20 protein-coding genes and 2 pseudogenes are annotated in these 24,089 nt (G+C 68.9%); 12 read left to right on the top strand and 10 right to left on the bottom strand.

Translation table 11 applies throughout. The annotated features are described in order from the left end of the window. Window positions 1-7: 7 nt before the first annotated feature. The 5 genes from BN971_RS07415 to BN971_RS07395 all read right to left on the bottom strand — a co-directional run bounded on the left by BN971_RS07415 (window position 8) and on the right by BN971_RS07395 (window position 5,936). On the bottom strand, window positions 8-976 hold the full coding sequence (locus BN971_RS07415; RefSeq protein ID WP_085180462.1) for an SDR family NAD(P)-dependent oxidoreductase: 969 nt from the start codon (window positions 974-976) through the stop codon (window positions 8-10). Further along, window positions 969-2,099: a spirocyclase AveC family protein gene (locus BN971_RS07410; RefSeq protein WP_085180464.1), complete on the bottom strand. Its 1,131-nt coding sequence runs from the start codon at window positions 2,097-2,099 to the stop codon at window positions 969-971. The genes BN971_RS07415 and BN971_RS07410 overlap by 8 nt, the downstream gene beginning before the upstream one ends. Window positions 2,100-2,104: 5 nt before the next feature. After that, window positions 2,105-3,223 carry an ABC transporter substrate-binding protein gene (locus BN971_RS07405; protein ID WP_085180466.1) on the bottom strand — a complete coding sequence of 373 codons (1,119 nt, stop codon included), beginning with the start codon at window positions 3,221-3,223 and terminating at the stop codon, window positions 2,105-2,107. Window positions 3,224-3,312: 89 nt separating this feature from the next. Beyond that, a complete protein-coding gene (locus BN971_RS07400) occupies window positions 3,313-4,116 on the bottom strand; it encodes a CbbQ/NirQ/NorQ/GpvN family protein (protein WP_085180467.1) in 804 nt (267 codons plus the stop codon). A 26-nt stretch (window positions 4,117-4,142) separates the two neighbouring features. Then, window positions 4,143-5,936: a nitric oxide reductase activation protein NorD gene (locus BN971_RS07395; RefSeq protein ID WP_085180469.1), complete on the bottom strand. Its 1,794-nt coding sequence runs from the start codon at window positions 5,934-5,936 to the stop codon at window positions 4,143-4,145. A gap of 112 nt (window positions 5,937-6,048) precedes the next feature. On the opposite strand from BN971_RS07395, the gene BN971_RS07390 reads away from it, so the two are divergent. The 6 genes from BN971_RS07390 (at window position 6,049) to BN971_RS07360 (ending at window position 12,503) form a co-directional block, all read left to right on the top strand. Beyond that, window positions 6,049-7,026 (top strand): SDR family NAD(P)-dependent oxidoreductase, encoded by a 978-nt coding sequence (locus BN971_RS07390; RefSeq protein ID WP_085180566.1) that lies wholly within the window; start codon window positions 6,049-6,051, stop codon window positions 7,024-7,026. A gap of 83 nt (window positions 7,027-7,109) precedes the next feature. Further along, complete coding sequence (locus BN971_RS07385) at window positions 7,110-8,252, top strand: acyl-CoA dehydrogenase family protein (protein ID WP_085180567.1); 1,143 nt, start codon at window positions 7,110-7,112, stop codon at window positions 8,250-8,252. Continuing rightward, on the top strand, window positions 8,249-9,325 hold the full coding sequence (locus BN971_RS07380; RefSeq protein WP_085180471.1) for an acyl-CoA dehydrogenase family protein: 1,077 nt from the start codon (window positions 8,249-8,251) through the stop codon (window positions 9,323-9,325). The genes BN971_RS07385 and BN971_RS07380 overlap by 4 nt, the downstream gene beginning before the upstream one ends. Window positions 9,326-9,435: 110 nt before the next feature. Further along, window positions 9,436-10,725: a TetR/AcrR family transcriptional regulator gene (locus BN971_RS07375; RefSeq protein ID WP_085180472.1), complete on the top strand. Its 1,290-nt coding sequence runs from the start codon at window positions 9,436-9,438 to the stop codon at window positions 10,723-10,725. Window positions 10,726-10,802: 77 nt separating this feature from the next. Further along, window positions 10,803-11,642, top strand: a complete 840-nt coding sequence (locus tag BN971_RS07370) for an SDR family oxidoreductase (protein WP_085180474.1) — start codon at window positions 10,803-10,805, stop codon at window positions 11,640-11,642. 219 nt (window positions 11,643-11,861) lie between these two features. Beyond that, entirely contained in the window at window positions 11,862-12,503 is a 642-nt protein-coding gene (locus BN971_RS07360; protein WP_085180475.1) for an SDR family oxidoreductase, read from the top strand. A 32-nt stretch (window positions 12,504-12,535) separates the two neighbouring features. Here the strand turns inward: BN971_RS07360 and BN971_RS07355 are convergent, their stop codons facing one another. Beyond that, window positions 12,536-14,254, bottom strand: coding sequence for a DUF3556 domain-containing protein (locus BN971_RS07355; protein WP_085180477.1), 1,719 nt, complete (start codon window positions 14,252-14,254; stop codon window positions 12,536-12,538). Window positions 14,255-14,359: 105 nt separating this feature from the next. On the opposite strand from BN971_RS07355, the gene BN971_RS24970 reads away from it, so the two are divergent. Beyond that, window positions 14,360-14,497 carry a hypothetical protein gene (locus BN971_RS24970; protein WP_169718580.1) on the top strand — a complete coding sequence of 46 codons (138 nt, stop codon included), beginning with the start codon at window positions 14,360-14,362 and terminating at the stop codon, window positions 14,495-14,497. Window positions 14,498-14,504: 7 nt separating this feature from the next. On the opposite strand, the gene BN971_RS07350 is transcribed toward BN971_RS24970, so the two are convergent. Next, the gene (locus BN971_RS07350) at window positions 14,505-16,013 is read right to left on the bottom strand and encodes an MmgE/PrpD family protein (protein ID WP_085180478.1); all 1,509 of its coding nucleotides are present in this window, start codon (window positions 16,011-16,013) and stop codon (window positions 14,505-14,507) included. A gap of 62 nt (window positions 16,014-16,075) precedes the next feature. Between BN971_RS07350 and BN971_RS07345 the strand changes: the two genes are divergently transcribed. From BN971_RS07345 to BN971_RS07335, 3 genes and pseudogenes are all read left to right on the top strand, one after another. Next, on the top strand, window positions 16,076-16,825 hold the full coding sequence (locus BN971_RS07345; RefSeq protein ID WP_085180480.1) for an alpha/beta fold hydrolase: 750 nt from the start codon (window positions 16,076-16,078) through the stop codon (window positions 16,823-16,825). 97 nt (window positions 16,826-16,922) lie between these two features. Then, window positions 16,923-18,287 (top strand): flavin monoamine oxidase family protein, encoded by a 1,365-nt coding sequence (locus BN971_RS07340; protein WP_085180568.1) that lies wholly within the window; start codon window positions 16,923-16,925, stop codon window positions 18,285-18,287. Window positions 18,288-18,367: 80 nt separating this feature from the next. Beyond that, window positions 18,368-19,674: pseudogene (locus BN971_RS07335) on the top strand (HNH endonuclease signature motif containing protein). Here BN971_RS07335 and BN971_RS07330 read toward each other — a convergent pair. Next, complete coding sequence (locus BN971_RS07330; protein WP_085180482.1) at window positions 19,675-20,184, bottom strand: DoxX family protein; 510 nt, start codon at window positions 20,182-20,184, stop codon at window positions 19,675-19,677. 188 nt (window positions 20,185-20,372) lie between these two features. Here BN971_RS07330 and BN971_RS07325 point away from each other — a divergent pair, with 188 nt between their 5' ends. Both BN971_RS07325 and BN971_RS07320 read left to right on the top strand, forming a co-directional pair. Further along, complete coding sequence (locus BN971_RS07325; protein ID WP_245836658.1) at window positions 20,373-21,941, top strand: pyruvate, phosphate dikinase; 1,569 nt, start codon at window positions 20,373-20,375, stop codon at window positions 21,939-21,941. Next, window positions 21,938-22,552: a MarR family transcriptional regulator gene (locus tag BN971_RS07320; protein ID WP_085180486.1), complete on the top strand. Its 615-nt coding sequence runs from the start codon at window positions 21,938-21,940 to the stop codon at window positions 22,550-22,552. Before BN971_RS07325 ends, BN971_RS07320 begins: the two co-directional genes overlap by 4 nt. Window positions 22,553-22,682: 130 nt before the next feature. Here BN971_RS07320 and BN971_RS07315 read toward each other — a convergent pair. Continuing rightward, a pseudogene (locus BN971_RS07315) lies at window positions 22,683-23,099 on the bottom strand (DUF1298 domain-containing protein); the annotation flags it as partial. Window positions 23,100-23,113: 14 nt separating this feature from the next. Continuing rightward, window positions 23,114-24,019 (bottom strand): alpha/beta fold hydrolase, encoded by a 906-nt coding sequence (locus BN971_RS07310; protein WP_085180487.1) that lies wholly within the window; start codon window positions 24,017-24,019, stop codon window positions 23,114-23,116. Window positions 24,020-24,089 lie beyond the last annotated feature (70 nt).

Here is a 24,089-nt window from a genome sequence, read left to right as displayed (position 1 = left end):
GTCTCCTTTAGTTCGCGCGCCGGCTCGCCAGCCGTTGCAGGATCGGCTTCGGCAGGATCCGCGCGGCAAGCACCATCCCCCGTTGAGGCATCGTCAACGGCCAGGCCCCGCCGCGCATCGAACCCCGTTTGGGGATGCCGAGCACGACGCGGGACACGTGATGCATGGCGGCGGCCGGCAGAATGCGGTTGGCGGCCAACAACATCGAGGCGTCCGGGCCCACCCCGCGGCGGCGGAACGCTCCCCGGTCGTCCAGCGCCTCGAGCAGTCCGTCGGTGAACCGCTCGGGTTGCCGTGCCAGGCTCATCGCGAAGCGTCCACGGGTGTCCATGCTTTGATGCAGCCGCGCGTAGGGGCCCGCGAAGTCGCGCTCGTCGGTGGTGCCGGCGTCGGTGATGATGTCGGTGTCGTACATGCCGGCCACCAGGATGGTGACGCCGAGGCCGAAGGGGGCGATCTCGACGGCCATCGCCTCGCCCCACCGCTCCAGGGCTCCCTTGGCCGCCGAGTACGGCGCGGTGGCCGGCTGGCCGCGGACCCCAGCCGCGCTCGAGACCAGCACGACGCGCCCCTCCCCCGCCGCCCGCATCGACGGCAACAACGCCTTGGTGAGCGCCACCGGACCCAGGACGTGCGTGGCTAACATGTTTTGCCACAACGCCGCATCGGTCTCCTCGACCATTCCGGCGGCCGAGATGCCGGCGTTGTGCACGAGGGCGTACGGCGCGCCGACGGCTTCCTCGATGGCCTTGGCCGCGGCGCAGATCGACGCGGCGTCCAACAGGTCGAGTTGAACAACGAGCAGCCGGTCGTCGTCGCCGCGGGCGCCGGTTGCGCTGCGCAGCAGCGGAATCCCGCGATCTGGTGTCCGCATCGTCGCGACCACGCGCCACCCTTCGCGATACAGGCGCACCGCCGAGGCGAAGCCCAGCCCGCGCGACGCGCCGGTGATGACAACGGTGCGCGGCTCAGCCATTCTTGCCCGTGATTGCACAGGGGCCTTGACCCGGCGGCGGCGGGTCGACGTGGGGCCGCCCGCCCGGCTGCCCGCTCATCCAGGTCGACCAGATGCCGACCGAGTACGGGCCCTCGGCGCCCGCCTTCTCGTAGAAGCCTTGCGGGTCATACACTTTGGCCTCCGGGTACGGCCAGGGGCAGGCAACCGCAGTCGCGGCGTGACTGACCTTGATGAGCCAGAACCAACCACCGTAGGCGAAGTAGGACACGTTGATGATCGCGAACATGACCAGGAACGTGCCGAGCGCCGGGCGGGCGGGGAAGATCTTCGCTCTCGCGGCGAGCTTTTCGGCCACCGACTTCCCGGTGTCGTCGCGGTAACACAGGATCGCGGCCGGGACCATCACGAACGTCACCGACAGCGACTCCCAGATCAGCGGGAACTGGAACGTGGTGCCGGTGAACACCGAACCCCAAGGGATCACCTGGGAGTAGATGTACATGCCCATGTGGACCAGCTGGTTTTCCAGCAGCGCGTCGAAGACGAAGCCGATCGCGCACGTCAGCGCGCCCAAGGTGACCAGCGGGTGGCGCGACACGAAGGACTCGGGTCCGTACCGGGCCTGCAGCCTGCGCACGAACCAGATCGCCGGGAAATACGGGCCGAAATAGAAGGTCACATAACCGAATACGACGAACGGTTCGACGGTGGGCGAGAGCGAGACCAGCGGCCACGACTCCGGCCAGTGGATGAGGTCCGGGTTGTAGACCGCGAACGGCGCCCAGTTCATGATCGGGTCCTGCCACACGATCAGCGTGGTGCACAGGAACATCAGCATGACCGGGCTGCCCGGATTGCGCCGCCAGCCCCTGATGAACACGACGAGCAGCACCACCAGCATGATCACGGTGGAGATCTGCAGGAACGCGATGTAGTCCCACCCGAAGAGGAACTTCACGGGGCGCGGGCGGCCCACCACGTTCGGGTTGGCGACGCGCGCGTCCAGCGCGGTGCGGCAGTTCGCGATGAAGAAGAGCGCGAACGCCGCCAGGGCGGCGCCGGCGATCCAGCCGCCCCGACCGCGTTTCCCGCCGGCGGCCGCCTCGTCGGTGGTCAATGGCGCGGACCGCTCGGTCGTCATCCGGGTCAGCCTTCTTCGCCGAAGCGGTCGACCAGATGCGAGTTGGTGCCGTCGGCGTCCAGGGTCCGCGCCACCAGGTAGCCGGCGCCCATCCACGCCCGGCGCGTCCACTTGCCGAAGGACACCCGGGTGCCGGGTGCGCCCGCGGCGGCAGGCATCATCTTGACCCGTTCCAGCGCGTCCTTGACCCCGCGCGGGCTGAGCGGATGCGCGTCGCCGAACGCTCGCACCAGCGTGGCGGCGACGTCGTGGTTGACCACGGGCACGCAGTATTCGGGTCGCCTGCCGCCGTAGGCGGCCGCGTAACGGTCGAGGAAGTCCTGGCCCATGCGGTTGCGCTCGTCGTACTGGTCGACTCCGATCCAGCCGATGAACGCGTTCCACATGATCGGGTTCACCCAGGCGTTCTGGAAGGCGGTGGTCGTGAACCTCGGCGGGTCCCAGTCGACGGCCTGCAGCGCCGGGTTGATGAACACGATGCCGAAGCCGAAGCCCAGATGGACGATCGCCTCCGCCTTCGCGTCGTGCAGGGTGCGCACGGCCTCGTTGATGTCCTGGGCGGTCTGCGCGATCGCCGATTCCGCAACGATGCGAATCCCCTTGCGCCGGCATGCGCTTCGCAGGTTCCGCAGGTAGCTCTCGCCGATCAGGTTCTGCTCGACGAGGACGCCGATCTCGGTGAGCCCCCGCTTGGCGACAAGGTCGGCGATGAAGATGGGCTCGTCGGTCATCGAGCCCTGGGGGAAGGCGAAGGTCCACTCGCCCAGCCAGTCATCGGTGCCCGTGACGCTGATCGCCGGAACCTTGAACCGCTCTTCGATCGCCTCGCGGGCGGGCACGCAGTTGTCGGTGATGTGCGGGCCGAACACCACCAGGCAGCCCTCGTCGACCAGCTCGCCGAAGGCGTCGATCACCGCCTTGACCGAGCCCTTGGGCAGCCCCTCCACTTCGCGGTACAGCATCTGCACGGGCCGGTCCAGCAGGCCCTGCTGCACGGCCTCGGAGAAGACCAGGTCGAAGCACCGCGTGAAGTCGGCCTTCATCTCCTCCGGGAAACCCGGCGGGAGCGTGAAGTCCATCAGGTAGCCGACCTTGATCGGCTCCGCGCTGCTTTCGTAGGACATCCGACCTCCCGAAGTCAGGCGCCCACGCGCCGATTCAATGTGAACCTAATATTTGTTCAGACTCTAGCCGCGGCTGTATACAGCGTCAATCACCCCGTCCCCGCCAGGTACAGGTCGATCATCTCGCTCAGGGCCCTGCCCACCGAGACGTCGTCGGTGAGCGGTCCGGCGATCGCGGCCCGCGCCGCCTCCGGCATGGTCAGCCCCTGCGCCACGAGCTTGCCCGCCGCGATCAGCACGCGGGTCGACGCGACCTCGCGCAGGCCGCCGGTCTCCAGGCGGCGGATCGCCTGGCCGAAGCGCACCAGCTCGGCCGCGGTGGCCGCGTCCACGCCGGCTTCGTGTGCGACGATGCCTTGCTCGACATCCGCCGCGGGGAAGCCGAATTCGATGGAAACCATGCGCTGGCGGGTGGAATCCTTGAGGTCCTTGAGCACGCTTTGATAACCGGGGTTGTAGGAGACCACCAGCCCGAACCCGGGCGCGGCATCGAGCGTGATGCCGAGACGCTCGATCGGCAACTGCCGCCGATGGTCCGCGAGCGGATGCAGCACAACGGTCGTGTCCTGCCTGGCTTCGACGACTTCGTCCAGGTAGCAGATCGCGCCTTCGCGCACCGCGCGGGTCAGCGGACCGTCGACCCACACCGTCTCGTCACCGCGCAGCAGGTACCGGCCGACGAGATCGGCGGTGGTGAGGTCGTCGTGGCAGGCGACCGTGATCAGGGGCCGGCCCAGATCGTGGGCCATCGCCTCCACGAAGCGGGTCTTGCCGCAACCGGTCGGTCCCTTCAGGACGAGCGCCAGGCCCTGGCGATAGGCCGCTTTGAAGACGGCCTCTTCGTTGCCGATCCGCGTGTAGTAGGGCCGCGCCGTTTCCGCCTCGCCGGCCATGGCCACCCTTCCGTCGTAGTGAATGCCTAGTGCGCACTGAGGTTTGCCTCAAGCACGACGCCGGCGCGAGCTCCGAACGCATTGTCATCAAGGCGGTTCGGCGGCGTCGGCCGCGCCGTACGCATGTCCGACACCCGCCGGCGCACCTCCGCCGAGCGCAGCGCCGACCGGAACAGCGGTCCGACCACGCCGGCGAGTTGGTCCGGTCGCGCGATCGACGCGTGGGCGCTGCCCCCGAACACTTCGCGCAGCGATTGCACGTCGGTTCCCGCACCGACCGTCAGGCAGACGCAACCGTTCCCCCGGCGGCGGGCCTCGGTCAGCGCGCGGCGCGCGTCGGCGGCCCCGTAGGCCCGCTCGTATCCGTGGTCGTAGGCCAGCCCGTCGGACAGCACGACCAGCAGCCGCCGTGACGTGCCACCGCGCTTCTCCAGGACCGCCGAGCCGTGCCGGATGGCCGCGCCGAGTCGTGAGTAGGCGCCGGGTTCCAGGCTGTTCAGCCGCCTGATGACGCGCGTGTCGAGGTGGTCGTCGAACCGTTTGACGGGCATCAAGCTCACCGCGCGCCGGCCCTGAGAGTAGTAGGCGTACAACGCAACCCGGTCGCCCAGGTCGTGTAACGCGACGGCGAGGCCGGCAACCGCCGCTCGCTGTTGTTGGTGTACGGTCCGCGCGGAGGTCGCGGCCTCGGCCGCCGACCCGGACACATCGAGGAGCAGCAGCACCGACAGGTCCCGACGGCGGCGCAGGCTGTCGAGGTACACCGCCTCGCCGGGGACCGCGCCGGCACGCACCTCGACGCGGGCTTCGACGGCGGCGTCGATGTCGATGTCGTCGCCCTGCGCCTGCCGGCGCCGACGGTGCAGGCCCATGCCCAGCCGCGACAGCGGGCGGCGCACTCCGATGGCGGGGTCGATGGCCTGGGTCGCGGACGCCTTGACCGCCGGCTCCACTTCCCGCACGGTGCACCACTCGGGCCGGTAGGCGCGACGCGCGAAATCCCATTCGGGATACGTCACGGCGCCCGCGACCGCGTGGGCCTGCGGATCGTCGGTGTCCTCGCTCGACATCGACGCGAGCGAGGACACGGAGTTCGGCCCGCTGGTTCCCGACGTCGTCCGGTGCGTCGTGGTGTCCGCCCCGGGCGGCCCGCCGCCGCTGCCGGTCTTGCGCGCCGACGAGAGCAGCTTCTTCAACCACTTGCCGATGAAACCTGCCCCGCCGACGGGGCTGGTGAACATATCCGGGCCCTCGGAGTCATCGATCTCACCGTCGTCGAGTTCCGCCGGCCGCCGGGTTGCCCGGCCCCTTGGGGAGTGGCGAGAGTTCGCCGAATCCTTTTGCTTGGCAGCCCGTCTCGCGGCCACGACTTTTCCCGGGCGGATCATCCCGAATCCCGGCGGCGGGTCGTCGATCGCCGCCCGCCCCCTGGCGATACCCAGCGAGGCCGCGGGCGAGTCGCTGCGACGCGCGATGTCGCGGTCGGCCAGCGAGGCCAGGACGGCGGGGAGAAGCTCGCCCTGGGCGACGAGCGCGCGGTGAGCCTCGATCGCCAGATAGCGGCGGGCCAGCCGGGGGCGGCGGGCCAGGGACCGCATCACGGCCGGGTCCAGGCTGCCCGTCGCGATCATCGATGCGTGCACGGCAACCGCTTCGAGCTTGGCGCGGACCGGTGCGGCGGTGTCGAGGTAGATCGTCTGGCCATCGGTCCACGGCGGCTCACCCGGTCGCAGCTCTGCAACGGCGACCGGGCTGCCGGCCAGTGCGGAGGCGAACATGCTCAGGCCTTCCGGACGGTCCGCACGGGCGTCGTTCCCCAAGGCTGGACCTCGATCCCGGACGTCGTTGACCAAATATCTGTTCCACCGTAGAGTCCGACTTTGTTGCGGTCAATGCGATCGGGTGTCGGCCGTACTTGGGCGGGAGCACAACGTGATTGATTTCACCGGCCGGGTGGCGGTGGTCACCGGTGCCGGCCGCGGCCTCGGCCGCCTTTACGCGCTGGACCTGGCGCGCCGTGGCGCTTCGGTGGTGGTCAACGACATCGGCGGGTCGATGCGCGGGGACGGCGCCGATGCCGCGGTAGCCGACCGGGTGGTCACCGAGATCGAGAAGGCGGGCGGGACGGCGATCGCCTCCCACGACTCGGTCGACAGTCCCGCGGGCGGGCAGGCGATCATCGACGCGGCCGTGGGCGCGTTCGGCCGGCTGGACGCGGTGATCAGCAACGCGGGCATCTTCGGCACCGTTGCGTTCGAAGACCTCTCGCATGACGAGTGGACGCGGATGCTGCGCGTGCACCTCGATGGGGGCTTTCATCTGTCCCAGGCCGCCTACCGGGTGATGAAGGACAACGGCGGTGGGCGGTTCGTGTTCATCTCGTCCTCCGCCGGGATCTTCGGCCAACCCATGGAGGCCCACTACGCCGCGGCCAAAGCCGGCCTCATCGGGTTGACCAACGTGATCGCCATCGAAGGCGAGGCCCACGGCATACTCGCCAACTCGGTTATGCCGACCGGATTCTCGCGAATGGTCACCGAGACCGTCGGCGATGCGAAGTTCCTCGCCGAATCCGGCTTCATGCGCGCGATCCGGCCCGAACTCGTGGTTCCCCTGGTGACCTTCCTCGCCAGCACCGCCTGCACGTTCACCCACCGCAACTTCTCGGCCGCGGCCGGGCGCTACGCGCGGGTGTTCGTCGGCCTCGGCCAGGGTTGGCTGGCCGACGCCGACAGCTGCCCCGCGGCCGAGGACATCGAGGCGCACCTCGATCAGATCTCGGCCACGGAGCAATTCCTGGTGCCCACATCGATCGTCGACGAGGTGCTCGAAGTCTGCGAGCGGCGCGGCATCAGCGCCATGCCCGACAACGCCGACGTCGCTTTCCCGACGCCCCCGCGCAACGGGTGAAACGCCAGCCACGCTGTTGACCAAAAATCTGCTCCACCGTAAAGTCCGGCTTGATCGCAGCCAATCACGCGAAGTCGAGGACCGTGGATTTCTCCTACCCGACGGAAGTCGAGCAGTTCCGCACCGAGTTGCGTGATTGGCTGTCGGGCAATCTCACAGACGAGCTCATCGCCGCCCGACGATCCCCGGGCCGGGACGACGAGACGTTCGAGCTGCTGCGCGCGTGGAACCGCACGATCGCCGACGCCGGGTGGGCGGCCGTCTCGTGGCCCCGCGAGTACGGCGGCCGCGGTGCGGGCGTTCTGGAGCAGCTCGTCTACAGCGAGGAGATCACCCGCGCGCGAGCGCCCCTGCCGCTCAACGTCATCGGCATGAACAACATCGCGCCCGCGATCATGCAATACGGGTCCGAATCCCAGAAGACGACACTGCTTCCCCGCATGATGCGCGCCGACGACATCTGGTGCCAGGGCATGTCCGAGCCCGAGGCGGGGTCGGACCTGGCGGCGCTGCGCACCCGCGCGGTCCGCGATGGCGACGACTTCGTCGTCAACGGCCAGAAGATCTGGACCTCGCTGGGGCACCGCGCCGACTGGTGTCAGCTGTACGTGCGCACCGATCCCGAAGCGCCGAAGCACAAAGGAATCTCGTGCCTGATCGTGGACATGACGCTGCCCGGCATCGAGGTCCGCCCGCTCGTCACGCTCAACGGCGACGCGGATTTCGCCGAAGTGTTCTTCCACGACGCGCGGGTGCCGGCCTCGGCCCTGTTGGGCCCGCTCAACGGCGGCTGGGGGGTGGCCACCACCACGCTCAGCCACGAGCGCGCCGGCGCGGCCCGGCTCTACGCCGAGCTCCAGATGCGACTGGAGGAAATCGTGGCGGACTTCGCGGAGGCCGGGGTCCTCGACGACCCGGTCACGCTGCGGCGCCTCGGCGAGATCGCGGTCCGCATCAAGTATCTCGAGGTGCTCTGCCAGCGATCGATCTCGGCCACGCTGCACGGCGGCGGCGACCCGGGGTCGGCCAGCCTCGCCAAGACGGTGTGGGGCGAGATCGGGCAGGACATGGCCGCGCTGGCCTTCGACACCCTCGGCGCCAGCGGACCCAAGGACCGCTGGGCCGAATACCGCCTGACGTCGCGGTCCCTGACCATTGCGGGCGGCACGACGCAGATCACCAAGAACATCACGGCGCAGCGCGTACTGGGACTGCCGCGCCGATGAACCTCGAACTGGATGACGACCAGCTTGCACTGCGCGACACCGCACGCCGTTTTCTGGCCGAGAAGGCGTCCATAGCAACGCATGTGCGTGCGTTGCTCGACGACGAGACGGGGACCACCACGACCGTGTGGCGCGGCCTGGCGGACCTGGGGACCACCGGCCTGTTGGTGCCGACCGAATGCGGCGGCGCCGGGATGACCATGCTCGAAGCCGGGATCGTCGCCGAAGAACTGGGCGCCGCACTGCACCCCGGGCCGTGGCTGTCCGCCGCGGTCGCCGCGCCGCGCGCGTTGCTCCGGGCCGGCGCGGCGGCGCCCACGATCTTGACAGGTATCGCCGACGGCAGCACCATCGCCGCGGTCGGTCCCCTGGAGATCGGCGCAGGTGTCGCGGCCGTCGAACGCGGCACGGACATCGGGCTGCGCGGTTCGGCCGTGATGCCCGACGCCGCCGCGGCCGACGTCTTATTGGTGTTCGCCGAATTCCGGGGATCGATCGGGCTCTTTGCGGTGCCGGCGCACTTCGCCGGCGTCTCGATGACCTGGGAGCGCGGAGTCGACCAGACCCGCAGGCGGTTTCGGGTCGAGTTCGACGACGCCGCCGCGCACTGGCTGGGCAGTCTTTCGCCCGGCGCATTCGGGGCGGTGGTCGATGACGTGCTCATCGCCACGGCCGCCGACGCGGTCGGCGCGGCCCGAGCCGTCATGCAGCTGGCCATCGAATACGCCAAGGTGAGAAAGCAATTCGGGCAGGCCATCGGCTCCTTCCAGGCCGTACAGCACCTCTGCGTCGACATGTTCGAGACGGTGGAACTGGCCCGCAGCGGCGTGATCCACGCCCTGTGGGCCGCCGACAACGCCGACGACGAGGAGCGACACCTGGCGGCGCTGCGGGCCAAGGCTTTCGCCGGCCGGTTGGCCGGCGTGGGCGACACCGCGATCCAGATCTTCGGCGGCATCGGCTACACCTGGGAGCACGACAGCCACCTCTACCTCAAGCGCCTGCTGGGCTGGAGCGCGTTCCTCGGTGGACCCGACCGCTACCTGATCGAGGTGGGCGGCCGCCTACGATGAATTCGACTGCCGCGTAATCTGGTAGCCTTTAACAAAGATTTGGTTCGGCTGGAGGGCCAGTGCAGTCAGTCGCGATCCCGCAGTCCTCACCCTTCGCGGACCGCTAGGCCATGGCCAAATCTCTGTCTGCGGCGAAGGGCCGTTCGTCGGCCACCGACGAATCCGGAACTCGCCGCGACGAGATACTCCAGACCGCGGCTTCGTTGATCGCCACCTCCGGCCTGCGCACGTCGCTGCAGGAAATCGCCGATGCCGCAGGCATTCTCCCGGGCAGCCTGTACCACCATTTCGAATCCAAAGAAGCGATCCTGATCGAACTGATCCACCGCTACCAGGACGAGCTGGACCGAATCGGGCGCGACGCGCTGACCAGACTGGACGTGCCCGACCAAAGGCCGATACCGGATCAGGTCATCGAGCTCGGATCGGCGATCGCCGGCTGCGCGGTGCGCCATCGCGCGGCACTCCAGATGTCGTTTTACGAGGGACCGAGCACCGACCCCGAGTTGGTGAAGCTCACGCAGCAGCGGCCCGTCGCCATCCAGGAGGCCATGCTGCAGACGCTGCGCGCGGGCCGGTGGAGCGGCTACATCAAAGCCGACATCGACCTGCCCACGTTGGCCGACCGCATCTGCCAGACCATGCTGCAGGTGGGGCTCGACGTCATGCGCCACCGATCCGCCGCCGATCAGGTCGCAGGACTGCTTTGCCGAATCATCTTGCAGGGCTTGGCCACTCGGGCGCCCAGCGACTCGGCGCTGGACCGGTCCCCCGCCTTCGCGGCCGCCGACCGCGTCATCGAGACGTGGTCGGACGACGGCTGCGCCGACCCCACCGACAAAGCCGCGCACGTGCGCGCCGTGGCCAGGTCGGAATTCGGCCGCCGGGGGTATGAGGTCACCACGATCCGGGACATCGCATCCGCGGCCGGCCTCGGCACCGGAACCGTCTACCGGGTGATCGGGTCGAAGGACGCACTGCTGGCCTCGATCATGGAATCGTTCGGGCGAAAGGTGGAGGCCGGCTGGGTCAGCGTCCTGCGCTCGGACGCAACCCCCATCGAGAAGCTGGACGCGCTGAGCTGGGTCAACGTCAACGCACTCGACCGGTTTTCCGACGAGTTCAGGATCCAGCTGGCCTGGATGCGCCAGTCGCCGCCCGACACCCCCAACCCGGGCTGGTTGTACGCCACCAGGCTTCGGCAGATGAAAACACTTATCGGGGAAGGGATCCGCTCGGGCGAGATCCACATCGGCGCCCCGTCCACCACGATGCTGGCGCGGTGCGTCATCGGACTGCAGTGGATACCGGAGAACATCCTCGGCGAAGTCGGCAAACGCGCCGGACTCGTCCACGTCCGCGACACCGTTTTGCGGGGTGTCGCGGTCCGGGGCGGGTAGGTATTGAACGAAAAAACTGTTACCCATACAGTTGGGCAACTAGAACCGGGTTAGCAGTTATTGAGAAGGGGATTTCCATGACCATCGTCGACCGGCTGCGCTACGACGGCAAGCGGGCACTGGTTGTTGGCGGCGCGACCGGCATGGGCGCGGCGGCGGCCAAGTCTGCCGGGGAGCTCGGCGCCGAAGTCATCGTGCTGGACTATGCGCCGGTGAGCTACGACGTCGCCCAGGCCATCCAGGTCGATCTGCGCGATCCCGCGTCGATCGACTCCGCGCTCGAGCAGGTGGGCGGCCCGGTTCATGCCGTGTTCTCGGCCGCCGGGATCGCCGACGGGCCCGACCTGATGAAGATCAACTTCATCGGCCACCGTCACCTCATCGACCGGCTCCTGGAGAACAATCAGCTTCCGTCCGGCTCGGCGATCTGCTTCATCTCCTCGGTCGCCGGCATGGGATGGGAGAACGACCTCGACCTGCTGAACGAATTCCTCGCCACGCCGGACTTCGCGGCGGCCGACGCCTGGGCCAAGGCACGCGAGCCCGAAGGCATCATCCACTACGGCTTTTCCAAGAAGGCGATCAACGCCTACGTCGCGACGCAGGGCTATCCCCTGCTCAAGAAGGGCGTCCGCATCAACGCGATCTGCCCGGGTCCCACCGACACCCCCCTGGCGCAGTCCAACGCCGACCTGTGGCTCACCTTCGCCCAGGACTACCGCGACGAAACCGGTTCCAAGGTGCACACCCCGGAGCAAATGGGCGACGTGATGGCATTCCTCAACAGCGCCGCAGCTTTCGGCGTCAACGGGATCACCCTGCTCGTGGACTACGGGCACACGATGGCCTCGCTGACCAACGCCTACCCGCCGGGCAAGCCGATCATCGACATCATCATGGGCCGCGTCAAGCTCTAGTGGCGATCGCGAGTGCGGCGTAGCCGGGCGACGCGGGTCGCCACCATCAACAGTGGCGATCGCGAGCGCGGCGTAGCCGGGCGACGCGGGTCGCCACCATCGAGCTAGTGGAGATCGCGAGCGCGGCGTAGCCGGGCGAAGCGGGTCGCCACCATCAACACAGTGGACCGTCGAGCGCCCGGCCAGTCGGGCGGCCGGCGCGGACGCTAACGTCGGGCTATGGCACGCATCGTCGTCATCGGCGGCCACGGCAAGGTCGCGCTGCAGCTGGCCCGGATCCTCAGCGTGCGCGGCGACCACGTCAGTTCGGTCTTCCGCAACCCCGACCACGCCCACGACGTCGCGGCCACCGGCGCGCACCCGGTGGTCGCCGACATCGAGCGACTGGGTACCGGTGCGCTGGAGCAAATTCTGGCCGGCCACGACGCAGTCGTCTTTTCCGCCGGGGCCGGCGGGGGCGACCCGGCGCGGACCTACGCCGTCGACCGAGACGCCGCCATCCGGGTGATCGACGCCGCCGCACTGGCGGAGGTGCGGCGATTCGTGATGGTGTCGTACTTCGGCGCCGGCACGGATCATGGCGTTGCGCGGGAGAATTCGTTCTTCCACTACGCGGAGGCCAAGGCGGCGGCGGATGCCCATTTGCGGGCCAGCGGCCTGGACTGGACCGTCCTGGGGCCGGGTCGGCTCACCCTGGACGCGCCGACGGGCCGGATCGCCCTCGGGGCGGGAACGGGGGAGGTCTCGCGCGCGGACGTCGCGCACGTCGTGGCCGCGGTCCTCGCGGACGACTCGACGATCGGCAGAACCATCGACTTCAACAACGGCGACACCCCCATCGCCGAGGCGCTGGCCGGCTGACTCGCCGGGACGACGGCCTGTTCCCGGCGGAACTAACCAAGCACTTCCACCGGGACGTCGTCGGCCCAGGGCTGGCGGGTCACCATGTCGGCGACCCGCACGATGCCGCGCTCGAATTCACCGGTCGCGGCGTCCACCAGCCGGTAGGCCTGGGTCTGCTTGTGGATCGGCTGCGCGTCGAGCAACACGACCCGCACCTCGCCGGGCTGGAAGTGGCAGCGTTGCTGCAGGGCGGCGATCAACTGCTCGTTGTGCATATGGCCGTCGCCGAAATTCCAGCCGATCGCGGTGCTGCAGATCCGCTCCCCGTCGGTGATGACGTAGTCGTCCTCGTTGTGCCCGGCCATCGCGCGGTGCGCCAGCGTGAACAGCGCGCGGCCGTGAGTGTTGAAGCCGCGGAACGCATATCCCATGTAGATGGGGATCTGCGCCGCCTCCGGACTGCCGTAGAACCGCTCCAGCTGGGCCTGCGGCATGCTGGCGATCGCCACGATCCCCCGGGTGATCTTCTCGCTGGCCGACGGCTTGATGCACCACAGCGTGGTGTCCCAGTTACCCGCGTAGTACCGCATGCCCGGCAGGAACGAGATCTTGCGCGGAAACATGTTGCCCGCGAGGACGATTCCCGCGATCACGACGAACAGTATGGCCACGGCCACCGGATGCCGCAGGTCGCTCAGCCCCAGCCGCGCGTGCGCGACGAACAACGACAACACACCGAAGATCATGAAGACGTTCCATTCCAGCGGCACGCCCATCGGGATCGAGACGAGGATCCCCAGGTGGAAGCACACCATGACGATCGCGGCCACCGTCGTCGGCCAGCCGCCATGGCAGAAGAACAGCGGCAGCGGAACCAGCATCTCGATGGCGGTGCTCACATGGGCCAGCCACCGCGACATCCAGCCGGGACGCAGATCATCCGGGAACCGTTCGAAGAAACGCCTTTTCAGCCACTTTGGCCGCATCAGCGGGTTGTTGGACATCATCGTCGAGATCACGAACGGGAAGTGCTTGTTGAGCTTCGAGGTCGCCGCGCCCATCCAGATGACCATGAAAACCACCTTGGACGCCACGATCATGTCCGCGCCGAAGAGGAACGTCACCGCCATGGTCGCGTAGACCTCGCCGCGGGCGGCCAGGAAGATCACCTTGTCACGCAGGCCGAGCACGGCGAGGATCAGCAGGATCAGTACGATTTGCCACGTCGGCAGCAGCCCGACGGTGGTGCCGAGTTCCGGTACCGGGCCGCTCCCGTCGCAGAACAGCACCCGCAGCGTCACCAGCAGCAGGAGCGCATACAGCGCGACGTCCACCGGCGTGCGTTTGGTGCCCTTGGTCCACGGGACCCGGTCCGGCCATGGTGGTAGCCGGATGGTGCCGAAGCGCAACCAATAAAGCATCGAGCCCATCGGCGGGAAGAACCGGTTGTTCAGCGGCCCGAAGCCGCAGCCGAGCCCGATCACCTCGAACAGCATCGTGTAGAGCACGACCTTTTCGAACACGATCGGTTCCGACCACCACGACGCGACGTGGGTGAACCCGCCGAGTCCGCTGGTGGCCGACGCGAACAGCCAGGCGCCGAGGATGTAGAGCAGGATCTTGACAACGTAGAAGAGGTGCAAGACGACCGGCGTGCCGAAGCCGACCTCGGCCCAGTGCCTGGCCATCGGACGTATCTTCTCGCTGCGGGTGCCCTTGTTCCATTCCTCCATCTCGATCTGCGGCAGGTCAGGCTTCAGGAATCCCATGGTTCCAAAGATTAGAACGCGTTCTAGCCGCGTGGGCAGACCTTCCCACAGCATTTATCTCCGGATACCGTGGATTGCCTGGTCAACCGCCGAGGAGATCCCGTCATGAGCAGACTTCAGTGGATCACGGGTGGGGGCATTGCCGCCGCGTCAACCATCGCCGTCATCGCCGGGGCGGGCGCCGCCGGAGCGGACATGACCGGCGCCCACCTTTTGGTGTGGCAATACGGCGGCCCTTCCTAGGCTCGAATCAGTCGCGGAAGATCCCCGGCGGGATCCGGGGCGCCGTCGCCAGCACCCGCGGATCCACGACCAAGTTCAGCGCGCTCACGGCGCCGCCCTCGAGGTCGGCCAATGATTCGACGGCGGACAGAAATCGCTGCTGCTCGAGCGGTTCCACTATTCCGTCGGCGAGTTCGGCGAACTTCTGCTCGTACTGCGGACGCCGGAACGGCCGGGCCCCCAGCGGATGGGCGTCGGGGATCGCCAGCTCGTCGGTGATCACCGCGCCGCCCTTCAGCGTGACCTCGGCGCGCGCCCCGAACGCCTTGTCGGCCGGATCGGTGGAGTGATAGCGGCGGGTCCATTCGGGGTCCTCGACGGTCGAGATCTTGCGCCACAACGCGACGGTGTCGGACCGGCGGGCCCGCTCGGGGGCGTAGGACCGTTCGTGGTGGAAGGTTGCGTCCTGCAGCGCGACGGCGAACACGTAGGGCAGCGAGTGGTCCAGCGTTTCCCGGGACGCGTCGGGGTCGAACTTTTGCGGGTCCCCGGATCCGGTGCCGATCACGACGTGGGTGTGGTGGCTGGTGTGCAGGACGATCGTCGCCACCTGATCGAGGTCACCGATGCGCGCGGACAGCCGCCGGGCCAGGTCGATCGGCGCCTGGCACTGGTATTCCGCCGAATGCTCTTTGGGGTAGCTGTCCAGGACCGCCCGCTTGGGCTCGCCGGGAGCGGGCAGCGGCACGCGGTATTCGCGCTCCGGACCGCCCAGCAGCCAGGCGATGACCCCGTCTTCGCCCTCCCAGATCGGCGCCGGCGCCCCCTCGCCGCGCATCGCCCGGTCGACCGCTTCGATGGCGACCTTTCCGGCGTGCGCCGGCGCGAACGCCTTCCAGCTGGAGATGTGACCCTTGCGGGACTGACGGGTGCTGGTCGTCAGGTGAAGCGCTTGGCCCACGGCCTGGTAGATGGTGTCGGTGTCCAACCGCAGCATCGTGCCGATGCCGGCGGCCACCGCGGGGCCCAGATGTGCCACGTGGTCGATCTTGTTCTCGTGCAGGCAGATTCCGCGGGCCAGGTCGATGTGGATTTCGTAGGCGGTCGCCAGGCCGCGAAGCAGATCGCTCCCGGCGACGTCCATCTGCTGGGCGATCGCGACGAGCGGGGGGATGTTGTCGGCGGGATGGGCGTATTCGGCGGCCAAGAACGTGTCGTTGAAATCGAGTTCGCGCGCCGCGACACCGTTGGCCCAGGCCGCCCATTCCGTCGGGAAGTCGCCGTCGACCCCGAACACCTTCGCCCCGCGCGCCGCGGGGCGCGCCATGGCTTGCGCCCGCGCGGCCGTGACCGACCGGCGCAGCACGGCGGCGGCGCTCACGGCCGCGTTGTCGATGATCCGGTTGGCCAGCATCTGCGCGACGTCCGCCTCGACGGCGACCGGGTCGGCGGCGACGTCTGCGATCTTGGCCGCCAAGTGTTCGCGGCGCGGGAAGTCCTCGGCGCTGCGCCGGGTCCGAACGGTGTGCACCAGCATGATCAATGATTACCTGGACGGGACCCTCGCGATTTATCGCCGGCTCCCGCAGGATGTGGGGCATGACGATCGTCTTCGTACACGGCAACCCGGAGACCGACGCCATCTGGGGCCCACTGATCGGCGCACTGGGGCGCGACGATGTGGTGCTGCTGTCGCCACCGGGGTTCGGCGCCCCGCTCGAGGACAGCTTTCCAGCCACCTATCTCGCCTATCGCGACTGGCTGGAGACACAGCTCGAGGCCATCGGCGGACCGGTTGACCTGGTCGGGCACGACTGGGGCGGCGGCCACGTGGTGAACGTGGTGATGCACCGACCGGAGCTGGTGCGCAGCTGGGCCAGCGACATCGTCGGCGTCTTCGACCCCGACTACGTCTGGCATGACCTCGCGCAGGTCTGGCAAACCCCCGTCGAGGGCGAAAAGCTGGTGGACACCATGCTGGGCGGGACGGTCGAGGACCGCGCGCAGCAGATGGCCGCATTGGGCGTACCGATGGACATCGCCACCGAGATCGCCGCGGCGCAGGGTCCGGAGATGGGCCGCGCGATCCTGGCGTTGTACCGCTCGGCGCGCCAGCCCGCTGTGGCCGAGGCCGGCCGCGACCTGCCCAACGCCGCCGCGCGGCCGGGGCTATCCCTACTCGCCACCGACGACCACTACGTCGGCTCCGACGAGCTGCGGCGCCGGGCGGCTGATCGGGCCGGAGCCCGCACGGAAGTGCTTGAGGGACTGGGGCATTGGTGGATGCTGCAGGACCCGGCCCGCGGCGCGGCGGCTCTTTCCGGATTCTGGGAAACACTCGATCAATAGGGCGCATCGACTTCCGGGAGATCCGGGTGAACGCGCTGTTGCCGCCGTCGTGATCGGTGTATTTTTCCTGCTGGGGCGGCCCGATGAGGAGTTGGTCGTGACGGACGTCGATTTTTGTGTGGTCGGTGCCGGGTTCGCGGGTCTGACGGCCGCCCTGCGCCTCAAACGGGCGGGACATTCGGTCGCCGTGCTCGAGGCGCGTGACCGGGTCGGCGGCCGCACGTTCACCGAGTACCGTCCCGACGGATCATGGGTCGATCGTGGCGGCGCGTGGATCGGCCCGGGCCAGGATCGCGTCCATGCCCTGATGCGCGAGTTCGGGGTGCCGGAGTACAAGCAGCACAACGACGGCGACGCCATGATGATCGTCGACGGCAAGAAACACCGCTACGGGGGCACCATCCCCTGGAGCATGAGCCCGTGGGCGGTGGCCAACCTGGGCGTCGGCCTGCTGTCGATCGAGAACATGTGCAAATCAATTCCGCGGGAAGCCCCTTGGGAGGCAAAGCAAGCCGCGGAATGGGACAGGATCAGCCTGGCCGAGTGGCTGGACAAGAACACGATGTCGCGGGCCGCCCGCGAGATGCTGGAAATGGCGATTGCGGGCGCGTACACGTCTGCGGCGTCCGAGGTCTCGATGCTCTGGGTGCTGACCCAGATGGGTTCGGCCGGTGGACCCACCTTCGTCATCTCGGGGGAGGGCGGTGCACAGGACGCCCGCCCGGTCGGCGGGATGGGCGCCATCTACGGCCCGATCGCCGCCGAACTCGGTGACGCACTGCATCTTTCGCAGCCGGTCCGGCAGATCGACCACGACGGCGCCGGCGTGACCGTCCGCGCCGACGACATGACCGTCCGGGCGCGACGGGTCATCGTCGCGATCCCGATGGCGATCGCGTCATCGATCCTCTACGAGCCGATGCTGCCGGTCGACCGGGCGTTTCTGAACCAGCGCATGCCCAGCGGCGCTGTCATGAAGATCTCGATCGTCTACGACGAGCCGTTCTGGCGCGCGGCCGGATTCTCCGGTCAGTCGGCGGCGCCGGGATCCCCCGCGAGCCTGACCATCGACGCCTGCACCAACACCGCGGACCCGGGGATCATGTGCGTTATCACCGAAGGACCGGCCGCGCGTCGGCTCGGCAGCCTCGACCCCGCCGAACGCAAGGCGATCGTGATCGGTGAGCTCGTCGATCGGTTCGGCGACAAGGCCAACGCGCACCGCGAGTTCCACGAGCAGAACTGGACGGTGGAGCGCTACTCCGGGGGCGGGATGATCGGCCACACGCCGACCGGGGTGCTCACCGAGTTCGGCTACACCCTGCGCGAGCCCTGCGGCCGCATCCACTGGGCCGGGACCGAGAGCTCCACCGTCATGTGCGGCTGGATCGACGGTGCGATCCGGTCCGGCGAGCGGGCGGCGAAGGAAGTGCGGGAAGCCGAGGCCGCCCGGGTGGGGTGATCAAATCACTTCTGCCCCAATAGTTTGCACTGGTTTCGGCGCGGCGGATTCTTGCCGGTGCGCCGCCATACCATTCGGACATGCAGGCAAGTACCGATGATGAGGTCGCGGCGGATTTCGCCGCGCTGCACGAGGTCATCTCGCGCGTCATCGGGCACTCCTACGACACTTGACCACCCGGGACCGAATGACCTACCTCGAGCGGCTGGAGCGCGAAACGCGCCGACTCCCGGTTGCCGGTCACCAACTGATCAACCAAATCGACCGCCAAGCCACGCCGGCCGAGATCGGCGGGAAGCTCACCCATGTTTTGGCCGACCGGCTGCGCATCTCGCGCAGCGAGGCCACCCGCCGCCTCAACGAGGCCCGCGACCTGGGCGCCCGCGCGGCGATGACCGCCGGGCGCATCGGCGCCGCCCACGTGGCGGTCATCCGCGGGTTCTTCGATGCGCTGCCCTGCTGGGTCGACGCGCCCACGCGGGACGCCGCGGAGGCCGATCTGGCGCGTTGGGCCTGCGAACAACGGCCCGAGACGCTGCGCAAAGCCGCCGACCGGCTGGCCTGTTATCTCAACCCCGACGGCAACTTCAGCGACGAAGAACGCGCCCGCCGCCGGGGACTGACGCTGGGCAAGCAGGACATCGACGGGATGTCGCCCCTGCGCGGGTGGCTGAGCCCCGAGGCCCGTATCACCCTGGAGGCCGCGCTGGCCAAGCTGGCCGCCCCCGGCATGTGCAACCCCGCCGACGAAACCCCGACGGTCGACGGCACACCGGGCGAGGAAGCGGTCCGACGCGACACCCGCAGCCCCGCCCAACGCAACCACGACGCCCTGAACGCCGCGCTGAGGGCGATGCTGGCCAGCGGAGAACTGGGACGGCACAACGGGTTACCGGTCTCCATCGTCGTCACCACGACGCTGACGGACCTGGAATCCGCGGCCGGGAAGGGGCTCACCGCCGGCGGCACCCTGCTGCCGATGAGCGATGTCATCCGCCTGGCCCGCCACGCGCACCACTACCTCGCCATCTTCGACAAGGGCAGGGCGCTGGCGCTCTACCACACGAAACGCCTCGCCTCGCCCGGGCAGCGAATCGTGCTGTACGCGAAGGACCGCGGCTGCTCGGCACCCGGGTGCGACGTGGCCGGCTACCACTGCGAAGTGCATCACGTCCGAGACTGGGCCAGCACCCGTCGCACCGACATCAACGAGCTCACCCTGGCTTGCGGAACCCACCACCGATTGCTCGACAAAGGCTGGGCCACCCGCAGAAACCCCGATGGCGACACCGAATGGATACCGCCGCCCCACCTGGACTACGGACAACCGAGAACGAACGGCTTCCACCACTACGAACGACCGGCGGCGGACGAGGACGACCCTTAGCTATCGGGCTTGTTTGACCGGCGGCCGGTAAAAGATCACCAGCTGGCCGATGGCGCCGGCCAGGCCGAGGCCGAGCGAGATCGCCAGGCCCTGCCAGCCGTCGAACCAGTTCTTGCCGAAAATCAGCCAGTCCAGGCTGAGCCGGCCCGCGCCGAGGGTGGCGACGACGACGGCGCTGAGCGCCAGGACCAGGTTGTACTCCCAGCCCTCCTTGACGATGAAGAAGCCGTTGGCGCGGTGCACTGTCCACGCCGCGACCAGCATCAACGAGACGAAACCCGCCGCCGGGATGGGCGTGAGCAGGCCGGCCGCCAGGCCCAAACCGGCGGCGGTCTCGGTGGTGGCGGCCACGGTGGCGTGAAACTTCCCGGGCTTCATTCCGATGCTCTCGAACCACCGGGCGGTACCGGGGATGCGGCCACCGCCGAAGAACTTGTTCAAACCGTGGGCGGCCAGTGTCAGGCCCAGCACCAGCCGCAGAATCAGCAATCCGACGTCATACGGAGTCATAGCTGCAAACCTAGATCATGCGGTAGACCGGACGACAGGAGCGCCGCGCGGATGGGGCCGGCGATTCGTGTGGGAACATAGCGGGCGTTCTGATGTTTGCCGGACCGACCGGCTGGAGAGGGAGGGGGTGCACCACGGCTCAGATCGCACGGGGCCTGTTCTCCCCCGAAGGCACCCTGCGCAACACCGTGGTCCTGCTGGACGGCCACGCAGACCACCCCCGGGAGATCCTGGGGAACAAGGGCCACGGCGTCGAAGCGATGCTCCGGCAGGGTTTGCCGGTACCGCCGGCGTTCTGCATCACGACCGAGGTGGGTGTCCGGTACCTGGCTGAACCCGAGGCGACGATGGACGCGATCTGGGACGACGTCCTCGACGGCATGGGTTGGCTGGAACGGGAGACCGAGCGGACCTTCGGGCGCGGTCCGCGCCCGCTGCTGGTCAGCGTTCGGTCGGGGGCCACCCACTCCATGCCGGGCATGATGGACACGATCCTGGACCTGGGCATCGACGACGGAGTCGAACGCGCACTCGGCGGGGCGGGCGCCGCGGCGTTCGCGGCGGACACCCGTCGTCGGTTCGACCGCATCTACCGGCGCATCGTGGGCGAACCGGTTCCCGACGACCCCTACGCGCAATTGCGGGCGGGCATCAAGGCCGTGTTCGACTCCTGGAACTCCCCGCGCGCGGTGGCCTACCGCAATCACTACGGCCTCGACGACCAGGGCGGCACGGCCGTCGTCGTGCAGGCGATGGTCTTCGGCAACCTCGGGCCCAACTCAGGTTCCGGCGCGCTGTTTTCGCGCAATCCGATCACCGGCGCGCGCGAGCCGTTCGGTGAATGGCTGCCCGGCGGCCAGGGCGACGACGTGGTGTCGGGATCCCTCGACGTCGAACCGATCGCCGCGCTGCGCGCAGAGCAACCGCGCGTCTACGAGGAATTGCTGGACGCCGCGGGCCGCTTGGAAGGACTCGCGTCCGACGTCCAGGAGATCGAGTTCACCGTCGAGGACGGCACGCTGTGGCTGCTCCAGACCCGGGCGGCCGAACGGTCGGCCCAGGCGGCGGTGCGGCTGGTGCTGCAACTGCGCCACGAGGGCCTCATCGACGAGGCCGAGACGCTGGCCCGCGTGACCCCTGGTCATGTCGAAGCCCTGCTGCTACCATCCCTGCAACCCGAAACCCGGTTATCCGCAAAGCTTTTGGCGAAAGGACAGCCCGCCTGCCCGGGAGTGGTCAGCGGCCGGGCCTACACCGACGTGGACGAGGCGCTGGACGCCGCGGACCGCGGCGAACATGTGATCTTGGTCCGCGATCACACCCGGCCGGAGGACGTGCTCGGAATGCTCGCCGCACAGGGCATCGTGACCGAGGTCGGGGGCGCCGCCAGCCACGCGGCGGTGGTCAGCCGCGAACTCGGCCGGGTCGCGGTGGTGGGCTGCGGCCACGGGGTTGCGGCGGCGCTCGCCGGCAGGCAGATCACCGTCGACGGCACCGAAGGCGAAGTGCGCGAAGGCATTCTGCCGCTGTCGGTGTGGTCGGAGGACGACACGCCCGAACTGCGGGAGTTGGGCGAGATCGCACGGCGCGTCAGTCCTTTGCGCGCCCACACCACCGGCGACCACCCACGGCTGGACGACACCACCGACGCCGCCGTGCGCGCGGCCCTGGAAAGCGGCCTCGCCGACGTGGTGTCGCCCGCCCCGCTCATCACCATGCTGACCGCGTTGCGGCTGGCCCGCGGATTCGGCAGGTGACCGAACTGACAGTGCTGCAGGCGGTTCGGCTCAAGGGCCGGACAAGCCTGGAGGGCCTGGCCGCGACCCTGGACGAGGACGCCGCCGACCTCAGCGCCGTCGTCGGGGACTTGGCCGCCGCGGGCTTGCTGATCGACGGCGCGGGGCTGCGGATCAGCCCCAGCGGCCGCGCCCGGCTCAACGCGCTGCTCGCCGAGGAGCGCAAGGGCATCGACTCCGCGGCGATGACCGCCGCCCACAACGACTTTCGCGCCGTGAACGGCGACCTCAAGTCCCTGCTGACCGACTGGCAGCTCAAGGGCGGACCAGACGGCACCCCCAACGACCACGACGACGCCGCATACGACGCCGCGGTGTTGGCCCGCCTCGACGACGTCCACGCGCGGGTCATTCCGATTATTGGGGCGGCGGCTGAGCAGGTACCGCGGCTGAGCGCCTACTCGACGAAGCTGTCTGCCGCACTGGACAAGATCAAGGCCGGCGACACCGCGTGGCTGACCAAGCCACTCGTGGACTCCTACCACACGGTGTGGTTCGAACTGCACGAGGAGATGATCGTCGCCGCCGGCCTCACGCGCGAGCAGGCGGCGAGAACCGGCGACGCGCACTAGTTCACAGCAACCCGTCGAGTAGCTCCATATACGCGTCGATGTCGGGAACGGCCGACTCCGCCGCGTGCACGCTGATCGCAATCGTGTCGCCGATGCCGTGCACGCCGTGCGTCAGGCCCATCGCCGGCGACAGCGCGTGCGGGACCTGCAGCACGGCGACGGTGCCGGGCCCGTCGACACCGGGAACGCCGAGCACCGGGCCGAATACGTGCAGCCGCCACGGCGTGCGACGGACGTCCAGTTGGTCGCGGGGCAGGCCGGCGACCGTGGACAGGCATTCGCCCCAGTCCGCGGCGTCGTGGCGGACCACCCGCTCGGGGCCGACGGTGGCCGGCACCCACACGGGGTACTTCGGGCCACCGTCGTCGCTGAGCCGCATTGTGAACTCAGGGCAGGCGCGCGCCCGCCGGCAGACGTCCTCGACGGCCCGCTCGTAGCGGGAGGGTTCACCCTCGAACGCGTAGAGCAGGAATTGGTCGCTGGGGACTTTCGCCGACATCCAGTAGAACTGCGCGTCGACGGCCGTCATCCGCTGCCCGGCGGCCATCAGCCCACCGGCGTTCAGTCGGCCGAGCCGATGAAGCCGAGGATCAGGTCGGCGACCTTGCCCGGCTGCTCGAGCTGCAGGAAATGCCCGGCCCGGTCGACGATCTCGGTCTGGCTGCCGGGCGGCAGCACCTTTTCCACCCAGCGGGTGAAAACCGGTGACATGCAACCGTCGTCGCGGCCGTGCAGGTACAGGCACGACAGCACGGGCTTCTCGGTCCACAGCCGATTCAACTCGGCGTACCGCTCCGGCGGCCGGGTGTTGCGGATGGTCGCCCGGTACGGTCCCAGCGCCGCCCGCCAGCTCTCCGGCGCGCCGATCGCCGCGTCGACGTGACGCAGATCCTTGTCGGCGTGATAGCCCGGCGACCACCGCCGCCATAGCAGCGGCACCACCCAGGACGCCGACCGTTCCGGCAATACCGGGGACTGGAAATAGATGATGTACCAGCTGCGCAGCAGCTGACGCGGGAGGTGGCCGGCCAACCGGGCCCGGTCGCGCGCGCCGTCGGGCTGCCGGAGCGCCGCGGACGGCGGCACGGACAGGATGGCCGCCTTGGCGAACGGGCTGTCCGGCATGGCGGCCAGTCCGGTGGCCGCGATCGCGCCCCAGTCGTGGCCGATGACGACGTCGCGGTCGGTGCCGCCGGCGGCCGAGCGCACCCGCAGGGCGTCGTCCATCAGCGCGCCGATGTGGTAGCTGCCGTCGGCCGGGATCGACGACGGCGCGTAGCCGCGCATGAAGGGCGCGACGACCCGCCACCCCGACTCGACCAGCCGGGGCGCGATCTTGCGGAAGCCGTAGGGGGTGTCGGGAAAGCCGTGCAGGCACAGCGCGATCGGGCCGTCGCTCGGACCCCAGGTGAGCGCCTTCAGGTCGCAGGGCGGCCCCGGCACGTCGATCCAGCCGGGCTCACCCATGGCGAACTACCCGGCCGGATTCCGGTGCGCGCCGCTCGACCGTGATGGGCCATCCAGCATCGTCCGCCAT

This window comes from Mycobacterium bohemicum DSM 44277 (assembly GCF_001053185.1).
GTDB lineage: Bacteria > Actinomycetota > Actinomycetes > Mycobacteriales > Mycobacteriaceae > Mycobacterium > Mycobacterium bohemicum.
This window is presented reverse-complemented; position numbering and strand designations above follow the sequence as displayed.